Source organism: Methanoregula sp. UBA64 (assembly GCF_002502735.1).
Lineage (GTDB): Archaea > Halobacteriota > Methanomicrobia > Methanomicrobiales > Methanospirillaceae > Methanoregula.
Genome location: NZ_DAQC01000001.1, coordinates 920,608 through 941,284, shown reverse-complemented (window position 1 = coordinate 941,284; position 20,677 = coordinate 920,608). Strand labels below are relative to the sequence as shown.

The following is a 20,677-nucleotide window of genomic DNA, read 5'->3' as shown; positions in this document are numbered from 1 at the left end:
CGTACAGAATATGATACATAAAATAATCATTATAACTGAAAATCCATTCAGTTCATGGGATTACGACCGGCTTGGGATTGCGTTTTTTTTAAAAAATCGACTCGATGTCGAAGTATGGGATATATTAGAAATTCTACATACGAGTGCTCGGGCAAAGGAGATACTTCCGAAGGAACTTAATCTTATTAAAATTCGGTCCTTTTGCAATAGGAGTGATGTTATTAAAGCAATATCCGGTCTCGAAAACACAACTATGGTGATTTGCTGGATAGCCTATGATACCAATACTTATTTTATTTACCGTGAATTATCTCGGAAAAACATAAAATATTGTGTCTCGCAGACAGTATCGTTTCCAAATCCCTTAAAATTAAAAGATACGACAGGAGCGCACACACTCAAGAGATTGATTAAAAGAGTCCTCTGTCTTCATCCAAGGGATGTTGTCCACCACGTTTGGAGAAAGATATTACTTAAGCATTACTCGTTATTTGGGATCAATGCCGCTGACGTAGTGATTTTAACCGGTGGAGAGAAAACGCGAACTGTAAAATTGTACCCTGTTGATAAAAATACGCACTTTCTGTGGGCACATGCTTTAGATTATGATCGTTTTCTTATGGAAAATAAACAAAATTTGCGCGATGATATCCTAAAGGGTGTTTTTCTTGATGATTATTTACCGTTTCATCCAGATTTTAACTATATGGGCATAGAATATCCGATCACACCAGAAGAGTACTACCCGAAAATCTGCGCTTTTTTTTCGCGTCTTGAACATGAATTGAACTGTAAAATCACCATTGCGGCACACCCTCGATCACACTACGACGAACTTCCGGACTATTTTGAGGGGAGACCCATAATTAAAGGAAATACAGTACAACTTGTCAGAGATTCACAATATGTTATAACACATATGAGTACTGCGCTGAACTTTGCAATCCTTTACCAAAAACCGATCATATTTGTCACTATGGACAAACTGCAGAAGATGGATGCAGGCAAATATATCCCGGGTATTTATATCGGGGGGATCGCTTCGGAATTACATTGCACTCCAGTTAATCTTGATCATATTGAACATTTGTCGAGGAAGTCACTTCTTAATAGCGATTTGACTGCCTATGATAAATATCGATCAAACTATATTAAAATGAAAGGAACCCCAGAACTTCCAGTATGGGAAATATTTATTTTGTATATAAAAAAATTGATATGACTTTCTCATAAGAAATTATTTCCTATTTAAAAAAATGAGTAAATTATTGGCACTGTAAAATTCCTCAAAAGAGACAAGATGATATTTGTCATCAGCGAACAATAGAGCAAGCCGTCTTCGATAGTAACCGGAGATTCGTTTGCGTTTTCTGTTTCTGACTGGGATGAGTGAGCAGGAGTTGAGCGTATCCTGGATTAATTCATGGCTCTCTTCAGAGTCATATCCTTTGTCCATGATATAGAGATCAGAGTTTCTATATCTGCGATATTGTTTGAGGAATTTCACGGCATGAGGGATATCATAGACCGGATGTTGGGAGATCTTCAGGCCGGTTATGATCTGTTAATCCGTGTCAAATGAGATTAAAATTTTCAGGAATCATTTCCTGATTTTACCGGTTCTCCAGGGATAATAGTGACTGGCGTATGAGCAAGTAAATCCGAATGACTCGATAGTGGGGGTATCACTCACCTCCGTCATAAAACATTTTCAGCTGTTGGTTGAGAAACCGTGTATATGTCGATGATCGAATCCGTTGACAGAATTTGTGGATTATCGTGAAATGGGAGGCCTCCTCGAGATGGATCTTTTCACGAAGTACGTCCATGATTTCAGTGAATTCTACGGTATCCCGGAAATCTTCTGACAGGTACTCCTTTAGGTGAAGAAGAATGAGTGACTGGTGCTGGGGATATGTCCTCTTCAAGAATTTCGATGAGAAAAGGGGAATGCGGGAATCACGGAGCAATCCGGAGGACACTTCAACAAACTTGATATACAGGTTTGCCGACACTATTCTGCCACCTTACGGTTACTGAACATAACCAAATAAGGAGGAAATGAACCTGAGATCGTTTAGTCACTGTTTTACTTCTGTGAAAATAGGGTTTCTACAGAGCACAAATATCTATTAAAAGAGGGGCAGCAAAATTACTACAAATGATGTGCGGGTTATCATCCCGACCATTCTTGAACAATACATAGGAGTATTTTTGATAAGGTGATATTCGTGAATTCCGAAAAAAGAATACTCGATCTTGGATGCGGCCCTAATAAAGTAAACGGTGCATTGGGTGTTGATATCGTTCCTATGAAAGGAGTGGATGTCGTAGCGAATTTCTTTGAACTGATTTACCCTTTTGCAGATAATACATTTGACGAAATCCATCTTGTCGATGTCATCGAACATCTTCCGAATACAATAAAAACTATGGAAGAGATCCATAGAATTGCCCGCCCAGATGCAAAAATTTTTATCCGGGTTGTGAACTGGAATAGTATCTATACCGCGATGGATCCTACGCATGTCAAGGCTTTTACCGAGGAGAGCTTTGACTTTTATGGGAGTCGCCCGGGACGAAATTACTATACAAAAGCACGATTTGAAGTCGTTCATGTTGACCGCCTATATAACCCCCAGGTACAGAAGTTTATTCATTCTAAACGGATCATGAAAGCAATGAGTTATTATCTTTGCAATGTCCTGTTATCGTTGGATTTTGAATTAAGAGTGATAAAGCCGTTGATTCCAGCCAATAAATGTCTGTGTGAAACCGGCGAAACGGTATTTTCACATATACGATGTCCACACTGTGTATCAGGAAAGTTCCGGCAAAACAGTCCTGATCCGGGAAAATTGGATCTGTATAAAAACAAGTGGTTGATCTGCCGTGAACCTGGATGTGGGCGGAAATATCCGGTGATTGATGGCCTCCCGATCATGATCAATGAAGAGGGCGAGTTGTATTGCGGGATTTCAAGAGATGAATTACCGGAACCTCCACGAGAAAAATATACGATTGTCCCGAATGATTAAATCGGCAATGTCATGTTGCTGAAATGAAAATGATTAGTGTGCCGATTACATAGAGTTCAGGGACAATTGAAAATGCATGGGGTAATAAAGTACGTGAAACCTTCCGAAAACGAACGGAATACATTCGGCCCGTACGAAATGGCCGGTATGCAGTGCCTCTGATATCAAGAAATCTGCTAGTGCATTTTATGCATGCCGATCTCTATCTCCAAGGTCCCTCATCTTGTGATAATTAATGGAAAAAGCATGAAACAAAGTCAAATGCCGGTTGATTTACCTCAGACATGAGGATGAGATGCTATGAAAATCGCCATGGTAACTCCGGTATATCCCCCGCATATGGGGGGTATCGAGATCTTTACCGAATCCCTCTCACGCGGATTGCAGGAACGGGGGGATGTTGTTACGGTTTATCACCCTGCCAACATGGACGTGGAAAGAAATAATCTTCCCGTTATCAAACATATTCTCAATTTTTTCAGGGCGGTCTCATTTCTGAAAACGATTCCCTGTGGCAATGTGGACATCATCCACGTCCAGCAAACGGAACCGTCATTATGGTATCCGTTCCTCCTGAAACGAATGTATCCGGATATCCCGGTCATCGTTCACTGCCATACCCTGATGATAACCGATAGTGGAAAAGAGTATTGTAAACTTCATTTCACACTGAAAGGTATTGCCAGGTACCTGTTTATGGTACTGCCCGCGGAATTTCTTGAAAAAAAATCGATCCGGTCAGCTGATCACGTCATTGCGGTTACTCCGGAAGTTGCGGATATCTGCCGGTCGATTAGGAATTCTCAGGTCTCCCTCGTTCTCAATGGGATTCATATTGAGGATTTTCCTCTTCGTACGAATATCGAAACCCACAAACCCTTCCGGATATTCTGTCCGGGCCGGCTGATCGCTGAGAAAGGATGGATTTACCTGGTTGAAGCCCTGCCAAAAATCCTTTCAGAAATTGATGCAGAGGTCATTTTTTCAGGGTCTGATGCGGAGGGATATAAGTCAGTTATGATGAAATGTTCCGGTGAACTTGGTGTTTCGGATAGGATACAATACCTTGATGGTGCCGATTTTCCAGCTCTGATTAAATGTCAATCCGAATGTGATCTTGTGGTTATTCCCTGGGTGGCTGAAATGTTCGGTTTATCCGTGTTTGAGAATCTGGCCATGGGGAATATCATTGTATGTACGGATGTAGGTGGCATCTCTCGGTTCGTCAGGGACAGGGACGCAGTTCTTCTTGTCGAACCGGCAAATCCGGACCAGCTGGCGTCAGCGGTTGTTGAGGGACTCAAGAATATCTCTTTACGTGACCATATTCATAGGACTGCCCCCGAACGAGCAAAGGAGTACGATATCAGGAGAACTGTGGATCAGATAAGAAAACTCCACCGAGAGATTGGATTAGGTATCCGTCAGAATAATGGTTTTAACGAGTGAAGGGATATAAAAATATAATCCGACTCCTTCAGGCAGATCCCTCTGCCGCAGATCTGCTTTTACAGATCGTTCTGTGCGGATTCGACAAGGAGACGTACCATTTCTGGGAACGACACTGTCCTCTTCCACCCCGTCAGCCGCTCCAGTTTTTCCGGATTCCCGACAAGCGCAACTGCCGGTTTTGTGATGATCTCCCTCTTTTCTGTAACGTATTCATGCCAGTCCAGTCCAAGATATTCAAATGCAATTTTTACAAAGTCTTCAACACGGCTCTTCTTTCCCGTAGCTATAATAAAATCGTCAGGTTTCTGGTGAGTTGTTATACGGTGCATCGCATCGACATAATCCGGTGCATAACCCCAATCCACTTCAACGGAGAGATCTCCAAGAATAAGCCGGTGGTGTGGATCATGTTTGCATAATATTGCAGCCTTTGCAATTTTCTGGGAAACGAACTGCTCGCTTCTGATCGGAGATTCGTGGTTATAGAGAATACCTGTTGATGCATGAATATGATACAGTGTCCGGTACATCCGGCATAAATGTAATCCTGAAACCTTCGTTACTGCGTAAATCCCCAAGGGATTAAAGGGGGTTGTCTCGTCCTGTGGTTCCGAGGCAGGTCTTCCGAAGATATGAGAGGACGCAGCATAAAACAGATGCGTATCGGGAGAAAAAAGTCTGAGTGCTTCAAGAACATGAAAGAGGGAGAGGACATTAACCTCATAACTATGCTGAAAGAGAGTCTCGTTGTTAATAACCGGGTCTTCGGATGACTGGTGAAAAGCAGCCAAGTGATATATCTCATCGGGCTGTATTCTCTGGATAAGATTGGAGATCTCCTGAAAACTTGTGATATCATGTGCTTGGTTTTTCCAATCGTCACGGTTTGTCATTATCCTGGTGCGACCGAACCCGAAAATTTCGTAGTGTCGTTCATTAAGATAACGGAAAAGGTAAGTACCATCCTGCCCGGTTACACCTACGATAATTGCTCGCGGCATCTGCCTGTACCTCCGATGGATAATCCGGATATCAGACGATCTCTACGTCCGGCAGAGGAAATATGAATTTCCCTCCGTCCTTTATAAACTGGCCCTCTCTCTCGATAAATTCCTTTTTGAAATGCCACGGGAGTGGTAAAAAATAATCCGGTTTTTGTTTTCTTGCCTCTGCTTCTGATATGATAGGGATTCCGGTCCCGGGTGTTCGACAACCCCATTTTTCAGGATTGCGTTCCGCAGCTGCTGTGATAATTTTTGAATCAAGATTGAAATATTGAAGAAGTACATTTCCTTTTGTTGATGCCCCGTAGACGAAGATCGTTTTTCCTTTAGTTTTTTCAGTACGCAGAAATGTATTCAGATCCATCTTTACCTTTTCGACACGAGTACAGAAATCCCGATACGGTATTTCACAATTTAGTTTTAGTGCCCGCTCCATTTTTATGACTCGATCTAGGGCCGCTTCATTTCGGGGGATTTTGGAGTCTGCATGGGTGACATATACCCTGAAACTTCCTCCATTGATGGCATTGAATTCAATATCGACCGCTTTGAGATTATTTCGACGGAGCATCCAGTCTATCTGGTAGAAAGCGTAATATTCCAGATGTTCATGGCAGATGGTATCGAAAGAATTCATCTTGAGCATGGTGGGTAGATAACTCTGTTCAAGAATCCAAATTCCGTCTTTATGCAGGATTTGCTGGATATTTTCGACAAATTCCATTGGCTTTTCAAGATCATAGAACATTGCAACAGATGTAATGATCTTTGCCTTTTCGTGGGGATATACTGAGTTAAATTTGGCCGCTGAGAAAAAATCGCAGATCAACTGTATTTCTTGAGGATAGTATTTCTTGTATTGTTCTCCGCCGGGATCGATTCCGATCCGGCGAATATCTTCCATTGAATAACTTTTCAGCAGCGTCCCGTCATTGCTACCGATATCCAAAACAATATCCTGTTTTTCCAAGCGGGTTATTGTCTGCGATTTTCTGGTAAGTTCCGCGAGATGATCGCGCATGGTCTTGTTGATACCGGACCTATATCCGTACCCACAGGTATACATCTCAAGGGGAGGAACCGAGTGCTTCAACTGGACAAGCCCGCATGCTCCCGGATTCTTCGAGTTGTCACATCTGATCAGAACCAGTGGTGCGCGGGGAGGATCCGGGTCATCCTCTCCGGGAAATCTTCCGGATAACGCTTGATTGCCTAAATCTAATACCGTAACGATCTGATCATTTCCGCAGATGCGGCATTTTTTTATCTCGCGGATATCCATTCTCTCACCAAAATTTTCCTCATTTGATTAACAGTATGCGATGCCAGATGTAATAAATCAAAGCCAAATTTTCTGACATTGCTCAATAATCGAAAATGCCTCCAACTAATGCACTATGCCCCAGATAATACGCCGGCGAGTTCCCAAAATTATATCAGTTAAAAAACAAATCAATTCTGAAGAGTTGAAATTCCCGGGTGAGGATGTCTGTTGTTTTTCAGTATACAAGAGATCGTTTTAATGCACGATGAGAGAAGTGAAATATAATGTCAATAAAAAAAGCATTGATTACCGGAATTACCGGGCAGGATGGATCATATCTTGCCGATTTCCTGCTGGATAAAGGCTATGAAGTGCATGGGATCATCCGTAGATCATCGTCCTTCAATCGACAACGTCTTGAGCATTTATATGTTGATCCCAGAGACCCCCAAGCTCGCCTTTTCCTCCATTATGGGGATCTTTCCGATGCAGAAGCTATGTCCTATATTTTGTATAATATCAAGCCGGATGAAGTGTACAATCTGGGAGCCCAAAGTCATGTCAGAGTCAGTTTCGATATGCCAGAATATACAGCAAATACCACCGCGTTGGGAGTGACTCGTCTTCTGGAAAGTGCACGGAGAAGCAACCAGAAAATAAAAATCTATCAGGCCTCATCCAGCGAAATGTTTGGATCCTCGCCTCCTCCTCAAGAGGAGAGTACTGCATTCGCGCCAAGAAGCCCTTACGCGTGTGCCAAGCTCTATGCATACTGGATGGTAAAAAATTATCGCGAGGGATATAATCTATTTGCCGCAAATGGGATCCTGTTCAATCATGAATCGCCCCGGAGAGGGGAGACATTTGTTACCAGAAAGATTACCTACAGTATCGTTAGGCTGATCATGAAAAAAGATCAGTTCCTGTATCTGGGAAATCTTGATGCAAAAAGGGACTGGGGATATGCACCTGAATATGTCGAGGCGATGTGGAGGATACTCCAGCAAGAAAGTGCAGATGATTTCGTTATCGGAACAGGAGAATCGCATTCCGTGAGGGAATTCCTTGAACGGGCGTTCGCCTATGTTGATCTGGATGTTGAGCACTATGTTAAAATTGATCCGGCGTATTTCCGTCCAACGGAAGTGGAAGTACTCATAGCAGATCCAAGGAAATCTGAAAAGAGACTCAACTGGAAACCGAAGATCAAATTCAATGATCTTGTTAAAATAATGGTGGATGCCGATATGCGAGCGGCAGGACTGGAGCCTTTGGGAGATGGTGATCAAATCCTCGAGAAAAAGTATCCTAACAAATTCTGGACTGCAGATTGATCAGATCACCCCTCTTACTTTATCGACAAATTCTCATATGCCGAAATGTTTGCGTAATAAAACTGACCCGCTCATCAGGATCTGGATCATACAGTGCCCTAAAAAAAGAAGTCTGATTTATAAGATATCTCTTCCAGATAGGGTAAATCTGATTTATTAACCGTCTGGCAGCATTAGATACACTTTCGCCAACCTATTTAACTCTGGTATTATATCAATAGATGAAATGTAATGATTATGAACGATAAATGATCTTACTGCACAAGTTTTTTTCCCCCCAATGTAACTCATTTCTTCAGAAGCAGAATTATTTACAATTAAAAACGTAAATAAACGGTATATAAGAACCGGCTCGAAAATCCCGGGGGTTACATCATGAAAGTAGGCATCTTATGCGGCGGATACGGAACCCGGATTCGCGATGTAGCGGACAATATTCCAAAGCCGATGATCCCGATCGGTGAATATCCCATTCTCTGGCATATTATGAAATACTATGCAGTCTGGGGCCATGACCGGTTCGTGCTCTGTCTGGGATACAAGGGAGACACCATTCGGGATTTTTTTGCAAATTACCGGGCGCATACGACTGATTTCACTATTGACTTGAGTGGAAAAACACCCGTCCAGTACCATACCGATCAGGCAGCAGAGACCTGGACGGTGACGCTTGCGGAAACCGGCCAGCATGCCATGACCGGTGCACGGATCAAACGGGTAAAGAAATACTTCCAGGATGAGGAGAATTTCATGCTGACCTATGGGGACGGAGTCGGCGACATCGATATTGGGAAACTGATCGCATTCCATAATTCCCATGGAAAGATCCTGACTGTCACGGGTGTGAGGCCTCCGGGAAGATTTGGAGAACTCCAATGTACTGATAAGGGGCTTGTGACAGAATTCAATGAAAAACCTCAAACCACCGGAGGAAGAATATCTGGAGGATTCTTTGTCTGCCGCCAGGAGATCTTTGACTATATTGACGACAGGGAAGATACTGTCTTCGAACAGCAACCGCTTCGGAATCTGGTGCGCGACAATGAGATGATGGTCTTCAAGCACGACGGGTTCTGGCAGCCGATGGATACCTTGCGGGAGTACAAGCTCCTCAACCAGGTCTATGAAGAGAAGAACGCTCCTTGGGTGATCTGGTGACCCCCCCCCTTGGGATCTTCAGAAACAAACGCGTGCTGGTTACCGGGGATACCGGTTTCAAGGGTTCCTGGCTGGCATACTGGCTACACTATCTCGGCGCGAATGTGCATGGGTTCTCCCACCCCCCCGAGAGAGACTGCGATCATTTCAATGTTCTGGGCCTTGCACGGCATATCCATCACACCGATGGGGAGATCCGTGATTACTCGCAAGTTCGGGAATTCATGGAAACGACTCGGCCGGAATTTATCTTTCACCTTGCTGCCCAGCCATTGGTCCGGAAATCCTTCCGGGAACCAAAACTCACCATGGACACCAATATAGGGGGAACCGTCAATGTCCTGGAAGCGGTGAGATTCACCCCTTCGGTAAAGGTTCTTGTCACTATCACTTCTGACAAATGTTACCGGAACAAGGAGTGGTGCTGGGGATACCGTGAGAGTGACGAATTGGGAGGTAAAGATCCATATAGTGCGTCGAAAGCGGCGGCAGAGATCGTGTACTCTGCATATCAGGACTCATTCTTTGCCGGCCGGCCTCAGTTTGGGGCGGCTAGTGTCAGGGCAGGGAACGTGATCGGTGGCGGGGACTGGTCCACAGATCGCATTGTCCCGGATTGCATCCGGGCGCTTCAGTCAGGAAAGCCGATCGTGCTCAGGAATCCCCAAGCCACCCGGCCGTGGCAGCATGTGCTGGAACCGCTCTCCGGTTATCTCCTCCTTGCATCGCGGTTGTACGAAGACCCGGCGCAGTTTCGTGGCTCTTATAATTTCGGGCCGGACAGCAGGGAAATCCATACTGTGGAGGAGGTTGCCCGGGCACTGATCAGCGTGTGGGGATCCGGCGGGATTAAAATTGCCAGAAATGAGAGCGATCCGCCGGAAGCGGGCCTTCTGCACCTGAACTGTGACAAGGCGCACCATGCCCTTGGCTGGTATCCCCGATGGAATTTTGCAAAGACCGTCGAACGGACAGCACAATGGTACAAGTCGGTGAAAGAGGGAACGGACGCGGTGGCCCTCACCCGTCGGCAGATCATTGAGTATATGGAGAGTTCACCATGATTGAAGGTGTTTTGGTAAAACCGCTTCGGCAAATCCCCGATGAGCGCGGCAAGATCATGCACATGATGCGTAATGACGATCCGGATTTCATTGGATTTGGCGAGATCTATTTCTCGTGTATATATCCCGGTGTCATCAAGGGGTGGCACCTCCACAGGAAGATGACCCTGAATTACGCGGTGCCGTTCGGCGCCATCAAGCTGGTTCTCTATGACGACCGGGAATCAAGCCGGACAAAAGGAGAGATCCAGGAGATTTTCATTGGTCCCGATAACTACTGCCTTGTCCGGATCCCTCCCCTAGTGTGGAACGGGTTTAAGGGTGTGGGAGTAACGCCGTCGATCGTAGCGAACTGCTCCTCGATACCCCACGATCCCGACGAGATTGAGCGGATGAGCCCCTTTGACAAGAAGATTGCCTACAACTGGGAAATCCGCCACGGGTGAGCCGGGGTTGTTTCATGCCGATACAGAAGGTTTTTGTTACCGGGGTAACGGGCTTTATCGGGAGGCACCTCGTGCGCCGGCTGGTGTCGGAAGGGTATGTGGTCGGGGCGCTGGTGAGGCAGGCATCGCCAACCTCACGATCTCTACCTCAAGACGGGGTCTCATATTTCCCGGGGGATATCCGGAATTATGGGGAAGTCAGAACCGCTATCGCGGCATTCAGGCCGGATGCCGTTATCCACTTGGTCACGTATTATGCTGTGATGCATCATGCCGATGAGGTCGGTGTGATGGCGGATACGAACGTGAAGGGGACACTCAACCTCCTGGAGGCTGCAAAAGAGACGGGAGGTGTTCAGCTCTTTGTGAACACCAGCTCGTGTGCAGTGTACGAACAAAAGAAGCAGCGTCTGAAGGAAAGCGATCTCATCAGACCGCAGAATCTGTACGCCCTCACCAAGGTCCAAGCTGAAGAGGCGTGCGGGTTTTATGCAGATACTTTCAGCCTCCCCAGCGTGACCCTCCGCGTATTCCCTCCCTACGGGCCCGGCGATCACGAGCGCCGGTTGATTCCGTATGTCATTGGATCCCTCTTGAAGAACACATCACCTAACCTGACCTCCGGGAAACAGGAATGGGATTTTGTATTCGTGGATGATATTATCAGCGCCTATGTGGCCGTCCTGAGATCCTGCCCCTTTAAGGAGAAGCATCCCATCTTCAATATCGGAACCGGTCAGCCTGCATCCATCCGTTCCGTGGTGGAAAAGATCCAAGAGAAAATTGGTTCCGCTGTCGATCTTCCTTGGGGATCTGTGGCCCACCGGACAAACGAGGTCTGGTACAACTCCGCAGATATTGCAAAGGCACGGTCCGGGCTTCACTGGGCTCCGGCAACCGGACTTGACGAAGGGCTCCAAAGGACCGTTGTCTGGTTTAAGAAGCATTACCAAAACGAACAACGATGATGCAAGAACATAAAACATCCGTATTGGATCGCACCGGGAAAGCATTGACTCCAGGAACCGCATGATGCCTGAAAATCCTCTGGTTTCTATCTGTATCCCGACCTATAACCGTGCCGGAATGATCGGAAAGGCAATAGAGAGTGCCCTTTCTCAGACCTACCGTAACATCGAGGTGATTGTTGTTGACAACGATTCCCGTGATGATACCCCTGCCGTTGTGGCAGCCTTTGCCGATGAACGGCTTCGGTATGTAAAAAATGAGCGGAATCTGGGGCTGTTCGGGAACTGCAACCGCTGTATCGAGCTGGCCACCGGCACCTACCTGCATATCCTGCACTCAGATGACTACATCGATCCGGGATTCACTGCGCGATGTGTTGCGTTCTTTGCCGAACATCCCACGGTAGTCCTGACAACAACAGGTTCGCGTATTATCGGCGATTCATTTGAGAAAGAGATTTCCGGCAGCGAGACTGACAGGGTATACCCCGCACCGGAGGGATTCCGACGCCTCCTTGCTGCACGCTCGTTCATTGTGTGCCCGTCGGTCATGGTCCGCTGTGACGTGTACCGAGAAGTGGGGCCGTTCAGCATGGAGTACCCCTATTCATCGGATTATTACCAGTGGCTGAAGATTGCACGGATGCATGATATCGGGTTCGTGAGCGGGGCATGCCTTTTTTACCGGCAGGGCGAACACTCCGAGACATTTCGGTTCCTTTTCTCATCGCCGCAGGGATACATGGACATGCTGAGGCTGTTTGTCCAGATTGCTATCGACCTCGGGAAGGAGTCAGAGTTGTTTGCCGGAGATCTTCTTGCAGCACAGCGGCGTTTTATCCATGACTGCATCTTTGCCGGCTTCACGCGAGGAGATGCCATGCCTGGCTTTCGGCCATCGATCTTCACCGGATTCTCTATTGCATGCTGGACTATGGAACGGCCCGGTTCGATCCGCCAGTGGTTCGGAAAAGGACGTGATCTCGCTGTGATTCTGCCGGCAGGACTTCTGCTGGCATGGTCGCCTACCCGTTGGCTGGTCAGGAGACTTCTCTTTTCCCGGAGAATGGGATACTGAAAGGAGCCGCATACCATGATTCTCCTCCTCATTGCCGATGGCCGCAGCATCCATACCCAGCGCTGGGCTGAGTATTTCGCGGAGCGGGGGCATGGTGTTCACCTCGTCACCTACAATCCGATGAACCGCACGATCCCCGGTGTTACGGAATATGTTCTCACCTCCCGCTGGGACAATCTCTACCTTTCCTTCATCCCGCGCCACCTTGCGGTCAAGCGGCTGGTGCGGCAGCTCCATCCCGATCTTATCCACGCCCATTTCATCGCCAAGTACGGTTTCCACCTGCCTGGCTTGGGGCGGTGCCCATCGGTTGTTTCGGCCTGGGGTGATGACATCCTGATCCTGCCAAAGAAGAGCCGGCTGATTGCATGGTATACAAAGAGGGTAATGGAGGATGCCGATCTTGTGTATGCAATCTCGAAGAATATCCGGGAACATATCATAGAGGATTTTGCCATCCCGGGACAAAAGGTCCGGTACCTCCCCTTTGGCATTGACACAGGCATCTTCTCACCGCCCCAAAATACAAAACCGGATGCGATCCGGCGTATCGAGGTCTTCTCTAACCGGGGATATTTCCCGGTATATGACAATGCGACCCTTGTTCGGGGATTTGCCCTTGCATTCCAGAAAAATCCGGCTCTCCGGCTCACACTCAAGGGAGACGGTCCGCTTGAGCAATCCGTTCGGGAAGAAGTCACCTCCCTTGGGTTATCGGGGGTCGTGACATTCATGGGAAAAACCGATTATCTTGATGTCCCGAATGATTACCGTCGGGCAGACATCTTCATTACTACCTCCGTTTCTGACGGGACCCCGGTCTCCCTGCTTGAGGCCATGGCAAGCGGCCTTCCCTGCATAGCTACATCGGTGGGAGGGATACCGGAATGGGTGGAAACCGGAAAGACCGGGCTCCTGATCCCACCTAGTTCTCCGGAGGCGGTGGCGGAAGCACTCCTTTTGTTTGCAACCGATCCGGTGCTCCGTTCACTCATGGGTTCTGCGGCCCGTGACGCTGTTATCAGAAACGGCCAGTGGAAGACCCTGATGGCCCAGGCAGAGAAAGATTATCTGGCGCTCATTAAAACATATAGTCAGGACAGATCATGAAATGGCAGGACAGGCCGGTGCTCGTGACCGGCGCCGGGGGTTTTATCGGCAGTCACCTTGTCGATGAACTGCTGCGTCGAGGTGCGGACGTTACGGCATTTGTGCATTATAATGCCCGGAACGACTGGGGAATGCTGGAAGGGAGGTATACCGATTCAACACCTCATTTGAACGTCATTGCCGGTGATATTACCGATGCACAATTCGTAAAAAAGGCTGTGGCGGGAAAAGAGTTTGTATTCCATCTCGCTGCGCTTATTGGCATCCCCTATTCATATGTCGCACCAGAGTCGTATGTCAATACGAACATCAAAGGCACACTCAATGTGATGCAGGCATGCTTGGATGAAGGGACCCGCCGTATTGTTACGACATCTACAAGCGAAGTATACGGGACTGCACAATACACCCCCATCGATGAGAAGCATCCCCTTCAGGGGCAGTCACCATATTCCGCGAGCAAGATCGGTGCTGACAAGATTGCCGAATCTTTTTATTTATCGTTCGGACTGCCGGTAACAACCATACGGCCGTTTAATACATTTGGTCCCCGCCAGTCAACACGGGCCGTGATCCCTACCATCATCACCCAGGCCCTCACCACGAACCGGATCAAGCTTGGTTCACTGACCCCGGTACGAGACTTGACCTATGTGGCGGATACCGTTTCGGGATTTATAAATCTTGCAGAGAGCCAAAAAACTCTCGGCAGGACGGTAAATACCGGATCCGGACGTGGCGTAACAATCGGTGAACTTGCAGATATTATTATCGGGAAAGTAAACCCGGAGGCAAAGATAATCTGCGAAGAGAAACGGATCCGACCAGAAAAGAGCGAGGTGATGCAACTTTTATGCGATAACCATCTGGCAAACGAACTCGCAGGATGGAACCCGTCATATTCCCTTGAAGAGGGTCTTGACCTGACAATCAGCTGGATGAAAGAACACATATCCTCGTATAAAACCGGGGTATATACAGTTTAGGTGAATCTATGCAGGCGATTATTTTAGCAGGAGGAAAAGGCCGTCGGCTCATGCCATATACCACGGTGCTTCCCAAGCCTCTTATGCCCATTGGGGATTACCCCATCCTTGAAGTGATTCTTCGGCAGCTCAAACGCTGTGGATTTGACCAGGTCACCATAAGCACCGGTTACCTGCATGAATTAATTCACGCATACCTCGACAGCAACAAATCTCTTGGTCTTGACATTGCGTATGTTCACGAAGATACGCCTCTTGGTACCATAGGTCCGCTCCGGCTAATCGAGGATCTTGACGATACTTTCCTTGTCATGAACGGGGATATCCTGACTGATATTAATTACCGCGACCTCATCGCCAGTCATAAACAGAAGAATGCGATTGCTACCGTTGCAACTTACCAGCGGGATGTACACATTGATTTTGGCGTGCTTGAACGGGACACTGACCAGAGGATCGTTGCATTCCGGGAAAAACCGACATTCCATTTTGATGTCAGTATGGGTGTCTATATCTTCTCAAAGAAAGTGCTCGATTATGTACCGGATGGAGAACCATTTGGCTTTGACCAGCTGATGTATGCCCTTACCGCAAAAAAGGAAGCAGTGTACAGTTTCCCCCATTCCGGTTACTGGCTGGACATCGGCAGGCCGGATGATTATGCCCGGTCAATTGAGGAGTTCGAAAAGTACCGTCACCGGTTCCTTCCATGAGAGTTCTTGTCACCGGAGCTGCCGGGTTCACGGGCACCCGGATGATGGAATTCCTTGGAGCGCATAGTATTGAACCAACCGGTATGATACGGCGGCAGACTTTCGGGCTGGGAAAAAGATCCTATGTTACAGGTGATCTGCTCGATCCCCCATCCCTGCGTGATGCATTTGAGGAACATCGTCCAGATGCAATAATTCACTTGGCCGGCCTGACCCGGGGGTCTTCGGATGCATTATATGCAGCAAATGTTACCGGGACAAAAAATCTGCTTGACGCGGCCATAACCGTAAACCCGGCCTGCAGGATCCTAGTTGTCAGTTCATCAGCCGTCTACGGAAACGCCGGGAATGCCCCTATCCCTGAAACCACTCTATTGCGACCGGTCAATGATTATGGGAAAAGTAAGGTGGCACAGGAAGAACTCTCCCTGCAGTATAATTCATCAGGATTTGCAGCAATATCGGTTGCCCGTCCTTTCAACCTTGCCGGGCCGGACCAGTCGGATAATTTCCTTTGTGGCAGAATTATAAAACAGGTTGTTGAGATTGAACAAAAAGAAAAGAACACCCTTGACCTTCTGGAAATTTCAACAGAACGGGATCTCATCGATGTTCGCGATGTGGTCCGCGGCTACTGGGCACTGATCTCCCATCCGGGTTTCCGCAGTGATTGTGTGGGAAAACCTTTCAATTTCGGATCGGGAAAAGCGTACCGTATATCTGAAATAATTGAAATTGTTGAGGAAATCACCGGCGAACATTATACGATCCGGTTATCTGATGATCAGCAAAAAGTTACGATCCCAACCCAGCAGAGCGATAATTCCCGGATTACTTCATTAACCGGCTGGAAACCTGAGATCTCCCTTAAAGAGACCTTGCGGGATATGCTGGATTATGAACGAAATAAAAAGAGATAAAAAATCAGATAACTCCCATCTCCGTCAACCTCGCCGGCAAATACTTCTTCGTGACAAAGTCCAGCCCCCGGGCCGCAAACGCCTGCTGTTCTGACTTGAGTCCCAGTTCTAACTGTAAATTGATCTGCTTCTTCCAGTATTCCGTTGCAAACCGGGGGTCGGTAAGTTCGGCATTCAAAGCCTCGACATCCTTATCGGACAACTTGTCCGATGGCAGGTTGTAGTCCCGGATATCGCTGGGCTGCAACCCCAGGAACTGTGCCTTCGGAGTTGCGAGGATCTCGGACATATGCGCGCTCTTGATGGCACCGTACGCAACTGATGCGTAGATCCGGTACGACCATGGGTCTCCATCGGTAAAAACGAGGATTGGCAGGTTCCAGGTCTGGCTTATCCGGTTGAGCAGCCTGCGCGTTGACCGGGCCGGCTGGCCCTTGAGGTGGAGGAGGATCGCGTTGTGCTCCTCATCGAACCCGTTCTCGATCAGCCGGTCGTACATACCACCGGTTTCCATGGCAATGACAAATTTCGCATCATGATCGACCAGCTCAAGGTTCTCCACATTGTTCGGGATGGAATACCCGGCCGATCCCACATCGTCCTGGCAATGGATCAGTTTGAGGCCCCTGCGGGTCGGCTCCCGGATCCGCATCGGGCCGTAGATGGAGGCCCCGTTCTCTTCGGGCCGGAGGTGGAAGCCTTCGCGCGGCACATCGGAGATGATCTCGAGGTCTTCCACAAGGAAGTTGCTCTCGTCCTGCGCGCCAAACTTCGCGCGCTTCCAGCCCTCCGAGATGTAATACATTTCTCTTAAGGTCGAAGACCGGTTCTCGATGAGCTGCTGCTTGACAAAACCGATCACATAGGCCATCTTTAAGAGATGCGTCGCGCTCTTTGCGGTTGCCGCCGTCCGCAGGCTCTCCTTGTCGCCGTACTTCCAGACCTCGCTTGCATCGTCGTACTCAATATTGTATTTTGTACGGGTGGGAAGCGAGATGGACGGGATCTCCCCGGCCGTCATCTGGTCGTACCAGGCCGAGGCGATTGTCATGAGCGCCTTCATCGACCGTGCATCGAGTTCCTCTTTAGACATCGAGATCCACCACCATCTTCTTGTTGTCCTCTATCCCGCGGATATCGAGCATCCCGCCGCCTTTCCCGGGATACGTGACGCGCCAGACCGTGTGTTTCGGTATTGCCATCTTCCAGACCTTCGTGAACTGCCCGTCCATTTCGGTAGAAAATGCCGGCGGCATGTCTGCGCCGGCCGCATTGTCCGTGGAGATATCATACACCGAGATCTCGACATCGCTGCTCGTGTAGTTGTTCACTTCGATGGTCACGCTCCCGGCGGTTGTCCACTTCTTTGCGATCAGCTTGTGCATGAGCCGGCCTTCGATGGGCGTTGTGTCCACGAGCGGCTTTTCCACGATCTCGCTCACTTTGGCCGCGATCTCGGGGATTACCGCGCAGACCGCGCGTGCCCGGTCCTCGGCAAGCTTGTTCCGGTCCCTGCGCGAGAGGAAGGTCTTGAGCTCCCGGCCCAGGTCCTGGAGCGCGAGCACGATCTCCTTTTCGATCTCCGGGATGCTCGCAATCGCATCCTTGCTCTCGCTCGTGAAGGGTACGTTTGTGGACGCGACGTGGACAAGGATCAGCACCGGCCCCAGAGGAAGCCCCTGCTGGGAGATGTTGTACGATTTCCAGTTGACGTTTGAAACACATTCCGTAACAGCGCAGGCGCCCTGCTGGTACATGAGCGGGACCCGGTTGGCAAACCGGAGGATCGTTGCGTTTCCCTCGGGCGGCAGTTTCCCGCCGTACCCGATCGCTGCCTCGACCACGAACGGGTGGCCGGAGTATACCGAGCTCGGCCGTGTGCGTGCCGCGACAAAGTCCATCTGGAACTCCTTGTCAAGACCGCGCCGGATTAAATCCTCGCCAATGGGCGAGAGGCACTGCGTGGTCGGCGGGGCGGGCACGGCAACGGACTGCATGGCAGCGAGCAGGTTTTTGAGCTCCTCCGTGCCAAGTCCCTTTACTTTCAGCGCCGGCTTGAGGCCGGCCTTGTCGCACATCTCCTGCGCGGTCTTTTTACCCACCCGGGAAAAACCGTTTACGAGAAAATCTATAAGTTTCTCCTCGCTTGCCGCGGCCATCCGTTTGAGCTGCCCGAACTCGATCCCGTGCGGGTGGGGCTGGATCGCCACCGGGCACGCGATCACCTCCTGGCTCACGCGCTCAAAAGTGAACGCCTCGTCGTCCAGCTCCACCCGGAACCGTGCATGGGGGTTCACGACCGAAGTGTACCTGAGGTATTCGAGCAGCTTCTTTTTCGCCGACATCGTGCTCTTGAACTCGATCTGGACCCGGGTGCCGTGGATCCGGTCCCATTCGAACGGCTGCTCCGAGATGATGTCAGGTTCGTTGGTCTCGATCTTTATGAGGATCTCGAACCTGTGTGCCGGCTCCTTTGCCCCGGTGCGGGAGATGACAACGGCAGGAAGGCCGCTTGTCAGCTGCGCATAGAGCACGGCGGCGGAGATCCCGATCCCCTGCTGGCCCCGGGTCTGCCGGATCTGGTGGAACCGTGAGCCGTACAGCAGTTTCCCAAAGACAAACGGCACCTGCGCGGGGACAATGCCCGGACCGTTATCCTCGACGATGATCCGGAATACTTCCGGCCCGGTCTTCTTGATGCTGATGTAGATGTCGGGCAGCACCTGCGCTTCCTCGCAGGCATCGAGCGCGTTATCCACCGCTTCCTTGATCGTGGTAATAACGCCACGCGTGGGCGAGTCAAAGCCCAGCAGGTGCTTGTTCTTCTCGAAAAATTCCGCTACGCTGATGCTGCGCTGCTGTTTGGCGAGTTCCTCAGCGAGCACCATGTGCCTTCACCTCGGCTACTGCCGCGGCCGGGTCAAGGGTCTTCTGTTCTCCCGAGTGGAGGTCTTTTAGGGTCACCTGCCCGGCCTCGGCCTCCCGTTTCCCGATAACAACTGCATAGTCCGCGGACTTTGCTGCATGGGCCAGCTGTGCGCCAAGCCCCCGGCCCATCAGGTCCATCTCCGCCCGGATCCCGGCTGCCCGGAACTGTCGGGCTACCGCGAGCGCAAAGCTGCGGCCCTCCTCCGTACAGATAATTGCTGCAATGGTGTCCTTTGCCGGCGCGGCGTCGCCAAGCGAGACCATGACCCGGTCAAACCCGATGGCAAACCCGCAGGAGGCCACATCGTCCCCGCCGAACAGGTGCGCGAGCCGGTATGCCCCGCCGCCAACAATCTGGTTCTCCGCGCCTAGGTTGTGGGCAAACCCCTCAAAGACCATGCCGGTGTAATAGTCAAGCCCCCGGGCGATCCCGAAGTTGAACGAGTACGCGATCCCGGACTCGTCGAGGATCCCGGCCATCTGCTCCACGCGCTCTTTCTCGGGGATAGTCCCGGCAATCTCGAAAGCCTCGGCAAGCGTACGGCACTCCACGAGCGCGGTCAGTGACTCGCCCAGATCGGCTTTCTCCATCGCTGCCAGCGTTCCCTTAAGGCCCTCGAAATCCTTCTTGTCGAGATGAGCCATCACCCGGCGCTGGGCTGTGGGTTCGAGATCTTTTAAGAGATTTTTCATAAACGCGAGGTGGCCGACCTTGAGGTCCCACGTGACCCCGGTTGCGTTGAGCGCTTCTGCGGCAAGCATGATCACTTCCGCATCGGCCATCGCGGTATCGGCCCCGATCAGTTCGGCGCCGAACTGCCAGAACTGCCGGTACCGCCCTTTCTGCGGGCGCTCGTACCGGAAACAGTCGGCAAAATAACACCAGCGCAGCGGTTTTGGCGCGACTTTTGCCTCGTTGATGTACATCCGGATCACGGCGGCCGTGATCTCCGGGCGCAGGGCAAGCTTCCTGCCACCCTTGTCTTCGAAGACGTACATCTCCTGCATGATCCCCTCGCCGGACCGGAGTGTGAAGAGTTCGAGATCCTCGAACTCGGGAGTGCAGACCTCCCGGTACCCGAACCGGCGCACCGCCTCCCGCATCTTTGCTTCGGTGCTGCGCCGCGCTTCCATCTCTTCGGGAAGGAAATCCCGTGTGCCTCGTGGTTTCTGGATCATGCCTGGTAAATCCTTTATGTGTGTATTTCCTGCCG

The 20,677-nt window shown here is 49.7% G+C and carries 19 protein-coding genes; 13 read left to right on the top strand and 6 right to left on the bottom strand.

The window, feature by feature from the left end; genetic code table 11:
- The first annotated feature begins 10 nt into the window (after positions 1-10).
- The gene (locus tag BP758_RS04540; RefSeq protein WP_292369148.1) at positions 11-1,222 is read left to right on the top strand and encodes a hypothetical protein; all 1,212 of its coding nucleotides are present in this window, start codon (positions 11-13) and stop codon (positions 1,220-1,222) included.
- 15 nt (positions 1,223-1,237) lie between these two features.
- Here BP758_RS04540 and BP758_RS12345 read toward each other — a convergent pair whose 3' ends face one another.
- The gene (locus tag BP758_RS12345; protein WP_394339193.1) at positions 1,238-1,507 is read right to left on the bottom strand and encodes a hypothetical protein; all 270 of its coding nucleotides are present in this window, start codon (positions 1,505-1,507) and stop codon (positions 1,238-1,240) included.
- Between the two features lie 724 nt (positions 1,508-2,231).
- Here BP758_RS12345 and BP758_RS04530 point away from each other — a divergent pair.
- Entirely contained in the window at positions 2,232-3,038 is an 807-nt protein-coding gene (locus tag BP758_RS04530; RefSeq protein WP_292369144.1) for a methyltransferase domain-containing protein, read from the top strand.
- Between the two features lie 300 nt (positions 3,039-3,338).
- Entirely contained in the window at positions 3,339-4,487 is a 1,149-nt protein-coding gene (locus BP758_RS04525; RefSeq protein ID WP_292369142.1) for a glycosyltransferase family 4 protein, read from the top strand.
- Between the two features lie 59 nt (positions 4,488-4,546).
- Here the strand turns inward: BP758_RS04525 and BP758_RS04520 are convergent, their stop codons facing one another.
- Both BP758_RS04520 and BP758_RS04515 read right to left on the bottom strand, forming a co-directional pair.
- Positions 4,547-5,491, bottom strand: a complete 945-nt coding sequence (locus BP758_RS04520; protein WP_292369140.1) for a GDP-mannose 4,6-dehydratase — start codon at positions 5,489-5,491, stop codon at positions 4,547-4,549.
- 31 nt (positions 5,492-5,522) lie between these two features.
- The gene (locus BP758_RS04515; protein ID WP_292369138.1) at positions 5,523-6,776 is read right to left on the bottom strand and encodes a class I SAM-dependent methyltransferase; all 1,254 of its coding nucleotides are present in this window, start codon (positions 6,774-6,776) and stop codon (positions 5,523-5,525) included.
- A 266-nt stretch (positions 6,777-7,042) separates the two neighbouring features.
- Here BP758_RS04515 and gmd point away from each other — a divergent pair, with 266 nt between their 5' ends.
- The 10 genes from gmd to BP758_RS04465 all read left to right on the top strand — a co-directional run bounded on the left by gmd (position 7,043) and on the right by BP758_RS04465 (position 16,535).
- The gene (gene gmd / locus BP758_RS04510) at positions 7,043-8,092 is read left to right on the top strand and encodes a GDP-mannose 4,6-dehydratase (RefSeq protein WP_292369135.1); all 1,050 of its coding nucleotides are present in this window, start codon (positions 7,043-7,045) and stop codon (positions 8,090-8,092) included.
- A 375-nt stretch (positions 8,093-8,467) separates the two neighbouring features.
- Positions 8,468-9,250 carry a glucose-1-phosphate cytidylyltransferase gene (gene rfbF, locus BP758_RS04505; protein WP_292369133.1) on the top strand — a complete coding sequence of 261 codons (783 nt, stop codon included), beginning with the start codon at positions 8,468-8,470 and terminating at the stop codon, positions 9,248-9,250.
- On the top strand, positions 9,247-10,314 hold the full coding sequence (gene rfbG, locus BP758_RS04500) for a CDP-glucose 4,6-dehydratase (RefSeq protein WP_292369131.1): 1,068 nt from the start codon (positions 9,247-9,249) through the stop codon (positions 10,312-10,314). Before rfbF ends, rfbG begins: the two co-directional genes overlap by 4 nt.
- Positions 10,311-10,760: a dTDP-4-dehydrorhamnose 3,5-epimerase family protein gene (locus BP758_RS04495; protein ID WP_292369130.1), complete on the top strand. Its 450-nt coding sequence runs from the start codon at positions 10,311-10,313 to the stop codon at positions 10,758-10,760. Before rfbG ends, BP758_RS04495 begins: the two co-directional genes overlap by 4 nt.
- A 14-nt stretch (positions 10,761-10,774) precedes the next feature.
- Positions 10,775-11,728, top strand: coding sequence for an NAD-dependent epimerase/dehydratase family protein (locus BP758_RS04490; protein WP_292369128.1), 954 nt, complete (start codon positions 10,775-10,777; stop codon positions 11,726-11,728).
- Positions 11,729-11,789: 61 nt separating this feature from the next.
- Positions 11,790-12,806 (top strand): glycosyltransferase family 2 protein, encoded by a 1,017-nt coding sequence (locus tag BP758_RS04485; protein WP_349680497.1) that lies wholly within the window; start codon positions 11,790-11,792, stop codon positions 12,804-12,806.
- A 15-nt stretch (positions 12,807-12,821) separates the two neighbouring features.
- The gene (locus BP758_RS04480) at positions 12,822-13,916 is read left to right on the top strand and encodes a glycosyltransferase family 4 protein (RefSeq protein ID WP_292369126.1); all 1,095 of its coding nucleotides are present in this window, start codon (positions 12,822-12,824) and stop codon (positions 13,914-13,916) included.
- A complete protein-coding gene (locus tag BP758_RS04475; protein ID WP_292369123.1) occupies positions 13,913-14,902 on the top strand; it encodes an SDR family NAD(P)-dependent oxidoreductase in 990 nt (329 codons plus the stop codon). The genes BP758_RS04480 and BP758_RS04475 overlap by 4 nt, the downstream gene beginning before the upstream one ends.
- An 8-nt stretch (positions 14,903-14,910) precedes the next feature.
- Positions 14,911-15,615: a sugar phosphate nucleotidyltransferase gene (locus BP758_RS04470; RefSeq protein ID WP_292369121.1), complete on the top strand. Its 705-nt coding sequence runs from the start codon at positions 14,911-14,913 to the stop codon at positions 15,613-15,615.
- Entirely contained in the window at positions 15,612-16,535 is a 924-nt protein-coding gene (locus BP758_RS04465) for an NAD-dependent epimerase/dehydratase family protein (RefSeq protein WP_292369119.1), read from the top strand. The genes BP758_RS04470 and BP758_RS04465 overlap by 4 nt, the downstream gene beginning before the upstream one ends.
- Positions 16,536-16,539: 4 nt before the next feature.
- Here BP758_RS04465 and BP758_RS04460 read toward each other — a convergent pair whose 3' ends face one another.
- Genes BP758_RS04460 through hisS form a run of 3 tightly spaced genes read right to left on the bottom strand, consistent with a single transcriptional unit; the run spans position 16,540 to position 20,642 of the window.
- On the bottom strand, positions 16,540-17,628 hold the full coding sequence (locus BP758_RS04460) for a DNA topoisomerase IV subunit A (RefSeq protein ID WP_292369100.1): 1,089 nt from the start codon (positions 17,626-17,628) through the stop codon (positions 16,540-16,542).
- Positions 17,621-19,423: a DNA topoisomerase VI subunit B gene (locus BP758_RS04455; RefSeq protein ID WP_292369098.1), complete on the bottom strand. Its 1,803-nt coding sequence runs from the start codon at positions 19,421-19,423 to the stop codon at positions 17,621-17,623. Before BP758_RS04455 ends, BP758_RS04460 begins: the two co-directional genes overlap by 8 nt.
- Entirely contained in the window at positions 19,410-20,642 is a 1,233-nt protein-coding gene (gene hisS / locus BP758_RS04450; RefSeq protein ID WP_292369096.1) for a histidine--tRNA ligase, read from the bottom strand. The genes BP758_RS04455 and hisS overlap by 14 nt, the downstream gene beginning before the upstream one ends.
- Between the last annotated feature and the right edge of the window lie 35 nt (positions 20,643-20,677).

Coding starts and splice junctions, on each gene's coding strand:
- BP758_RS04455 (WP_292369098.1), bottom strand. CDS start 19,423: ATGGTGCTCGCTGAGGAACTCGCCAAACAGCAGCGCAGCATCAGCGTA.
- BP758_RS04475 (WP_292369123.1), top strand. CDS start 13,913: ATGAAATGGCAGGACAGGCCGGTGCTCGTGACCGGCGCCGGGGGTTTT.
- BP758_RS04460 (WP_292369100.1), bottom strand. CDS start 17,628: ATGTCTAAAGAGGAACTCGATGCACGGTCGATGAAGGCGCTCATGACA.
- gmd (WP_292369135.1), top strand. CDS start 7,043: ATGTCAATAAAAAAAGCATTGATTACCGGAATTACCGGGCAGGATGGA.
- rfbF (WP_292369133.1), top strand. CDS start 8,468: ATGAAAGTAGGCATCTTATGCGGCGGATACGGAACCCGGATTCGCGAT.
- BP758_RS04495 (WP_292369130.1), top strand. CDS start 10,311: ATGATTGAAGGTGTTTTGGTAAAACCGCTTCGGCAAATCCCCGATGAG.
- hisS (WP_292369096.1), bottom strand. CDS start 20,642: ATGATCCAGAAACCACGAGGCACACGGGATTTCCTTCCCGAAGAGATG.
- BP758_RS04470 (WP_292369121.1), top strand. CDS start 14,911: ATGCAGGCGATTATTTTAGCAGGAGGAAAAGGCCGTCGGCTCATGCCA.
- BP758_RS04485 (WP_349680497.1), top strand. CDS start 11,790: ATGATGCCTGAAAATCCTCTGGTTTCTATCTGTATCCCGACCTATAAC.
- BP758_RS04515 (WP_292369138.1), bottom strand. CDS start 6,776: ATGGATATCCGCGAGATAAAAAAATGCCGCATCTGCGGAAATGATCAG.
- BP758_RS04520 (WP_292369140.1), bottom strand. CDS start 5,491: ATGCCGCGAGCAATTATCGTAGGTGTAACCGGGCAGGATGGTACTTAC.
- BP758_RS04490 (WP_292369128.1), top strand. CDS start 10,775: ATGCCGATACAGAAGGTTTTTGTTACCGGGGTAACGGGCTTTATCGGG.
- BP758_RS04480 (WP_292369126.1), top strand. CDS start 12,822: ATGATTCTCCTCCTCATTGCCGATGGCCGCAGCATCCATACCCAGCGC.
- BP758_RS04540 (WP_292369148.1), top strand. CDS start 11: ATGATACATAAAATAATCATTATAACTGAAAATCCATTCAGTTCATGG.
- BP758_RS04465 (WP_292369119.1), top strand. CDS start 15,612: ATGAGAGTTCTTGTCACCGGAGCTGCCGGGTTCACGGGCACCCGGATG.
- BP758_RS04525 (WP_292369142.1), top strand. CDS start 3,339: ATGAAAATCGCCATGGTAACTCCGGTATATCCCCCGCATATGGGGGGT.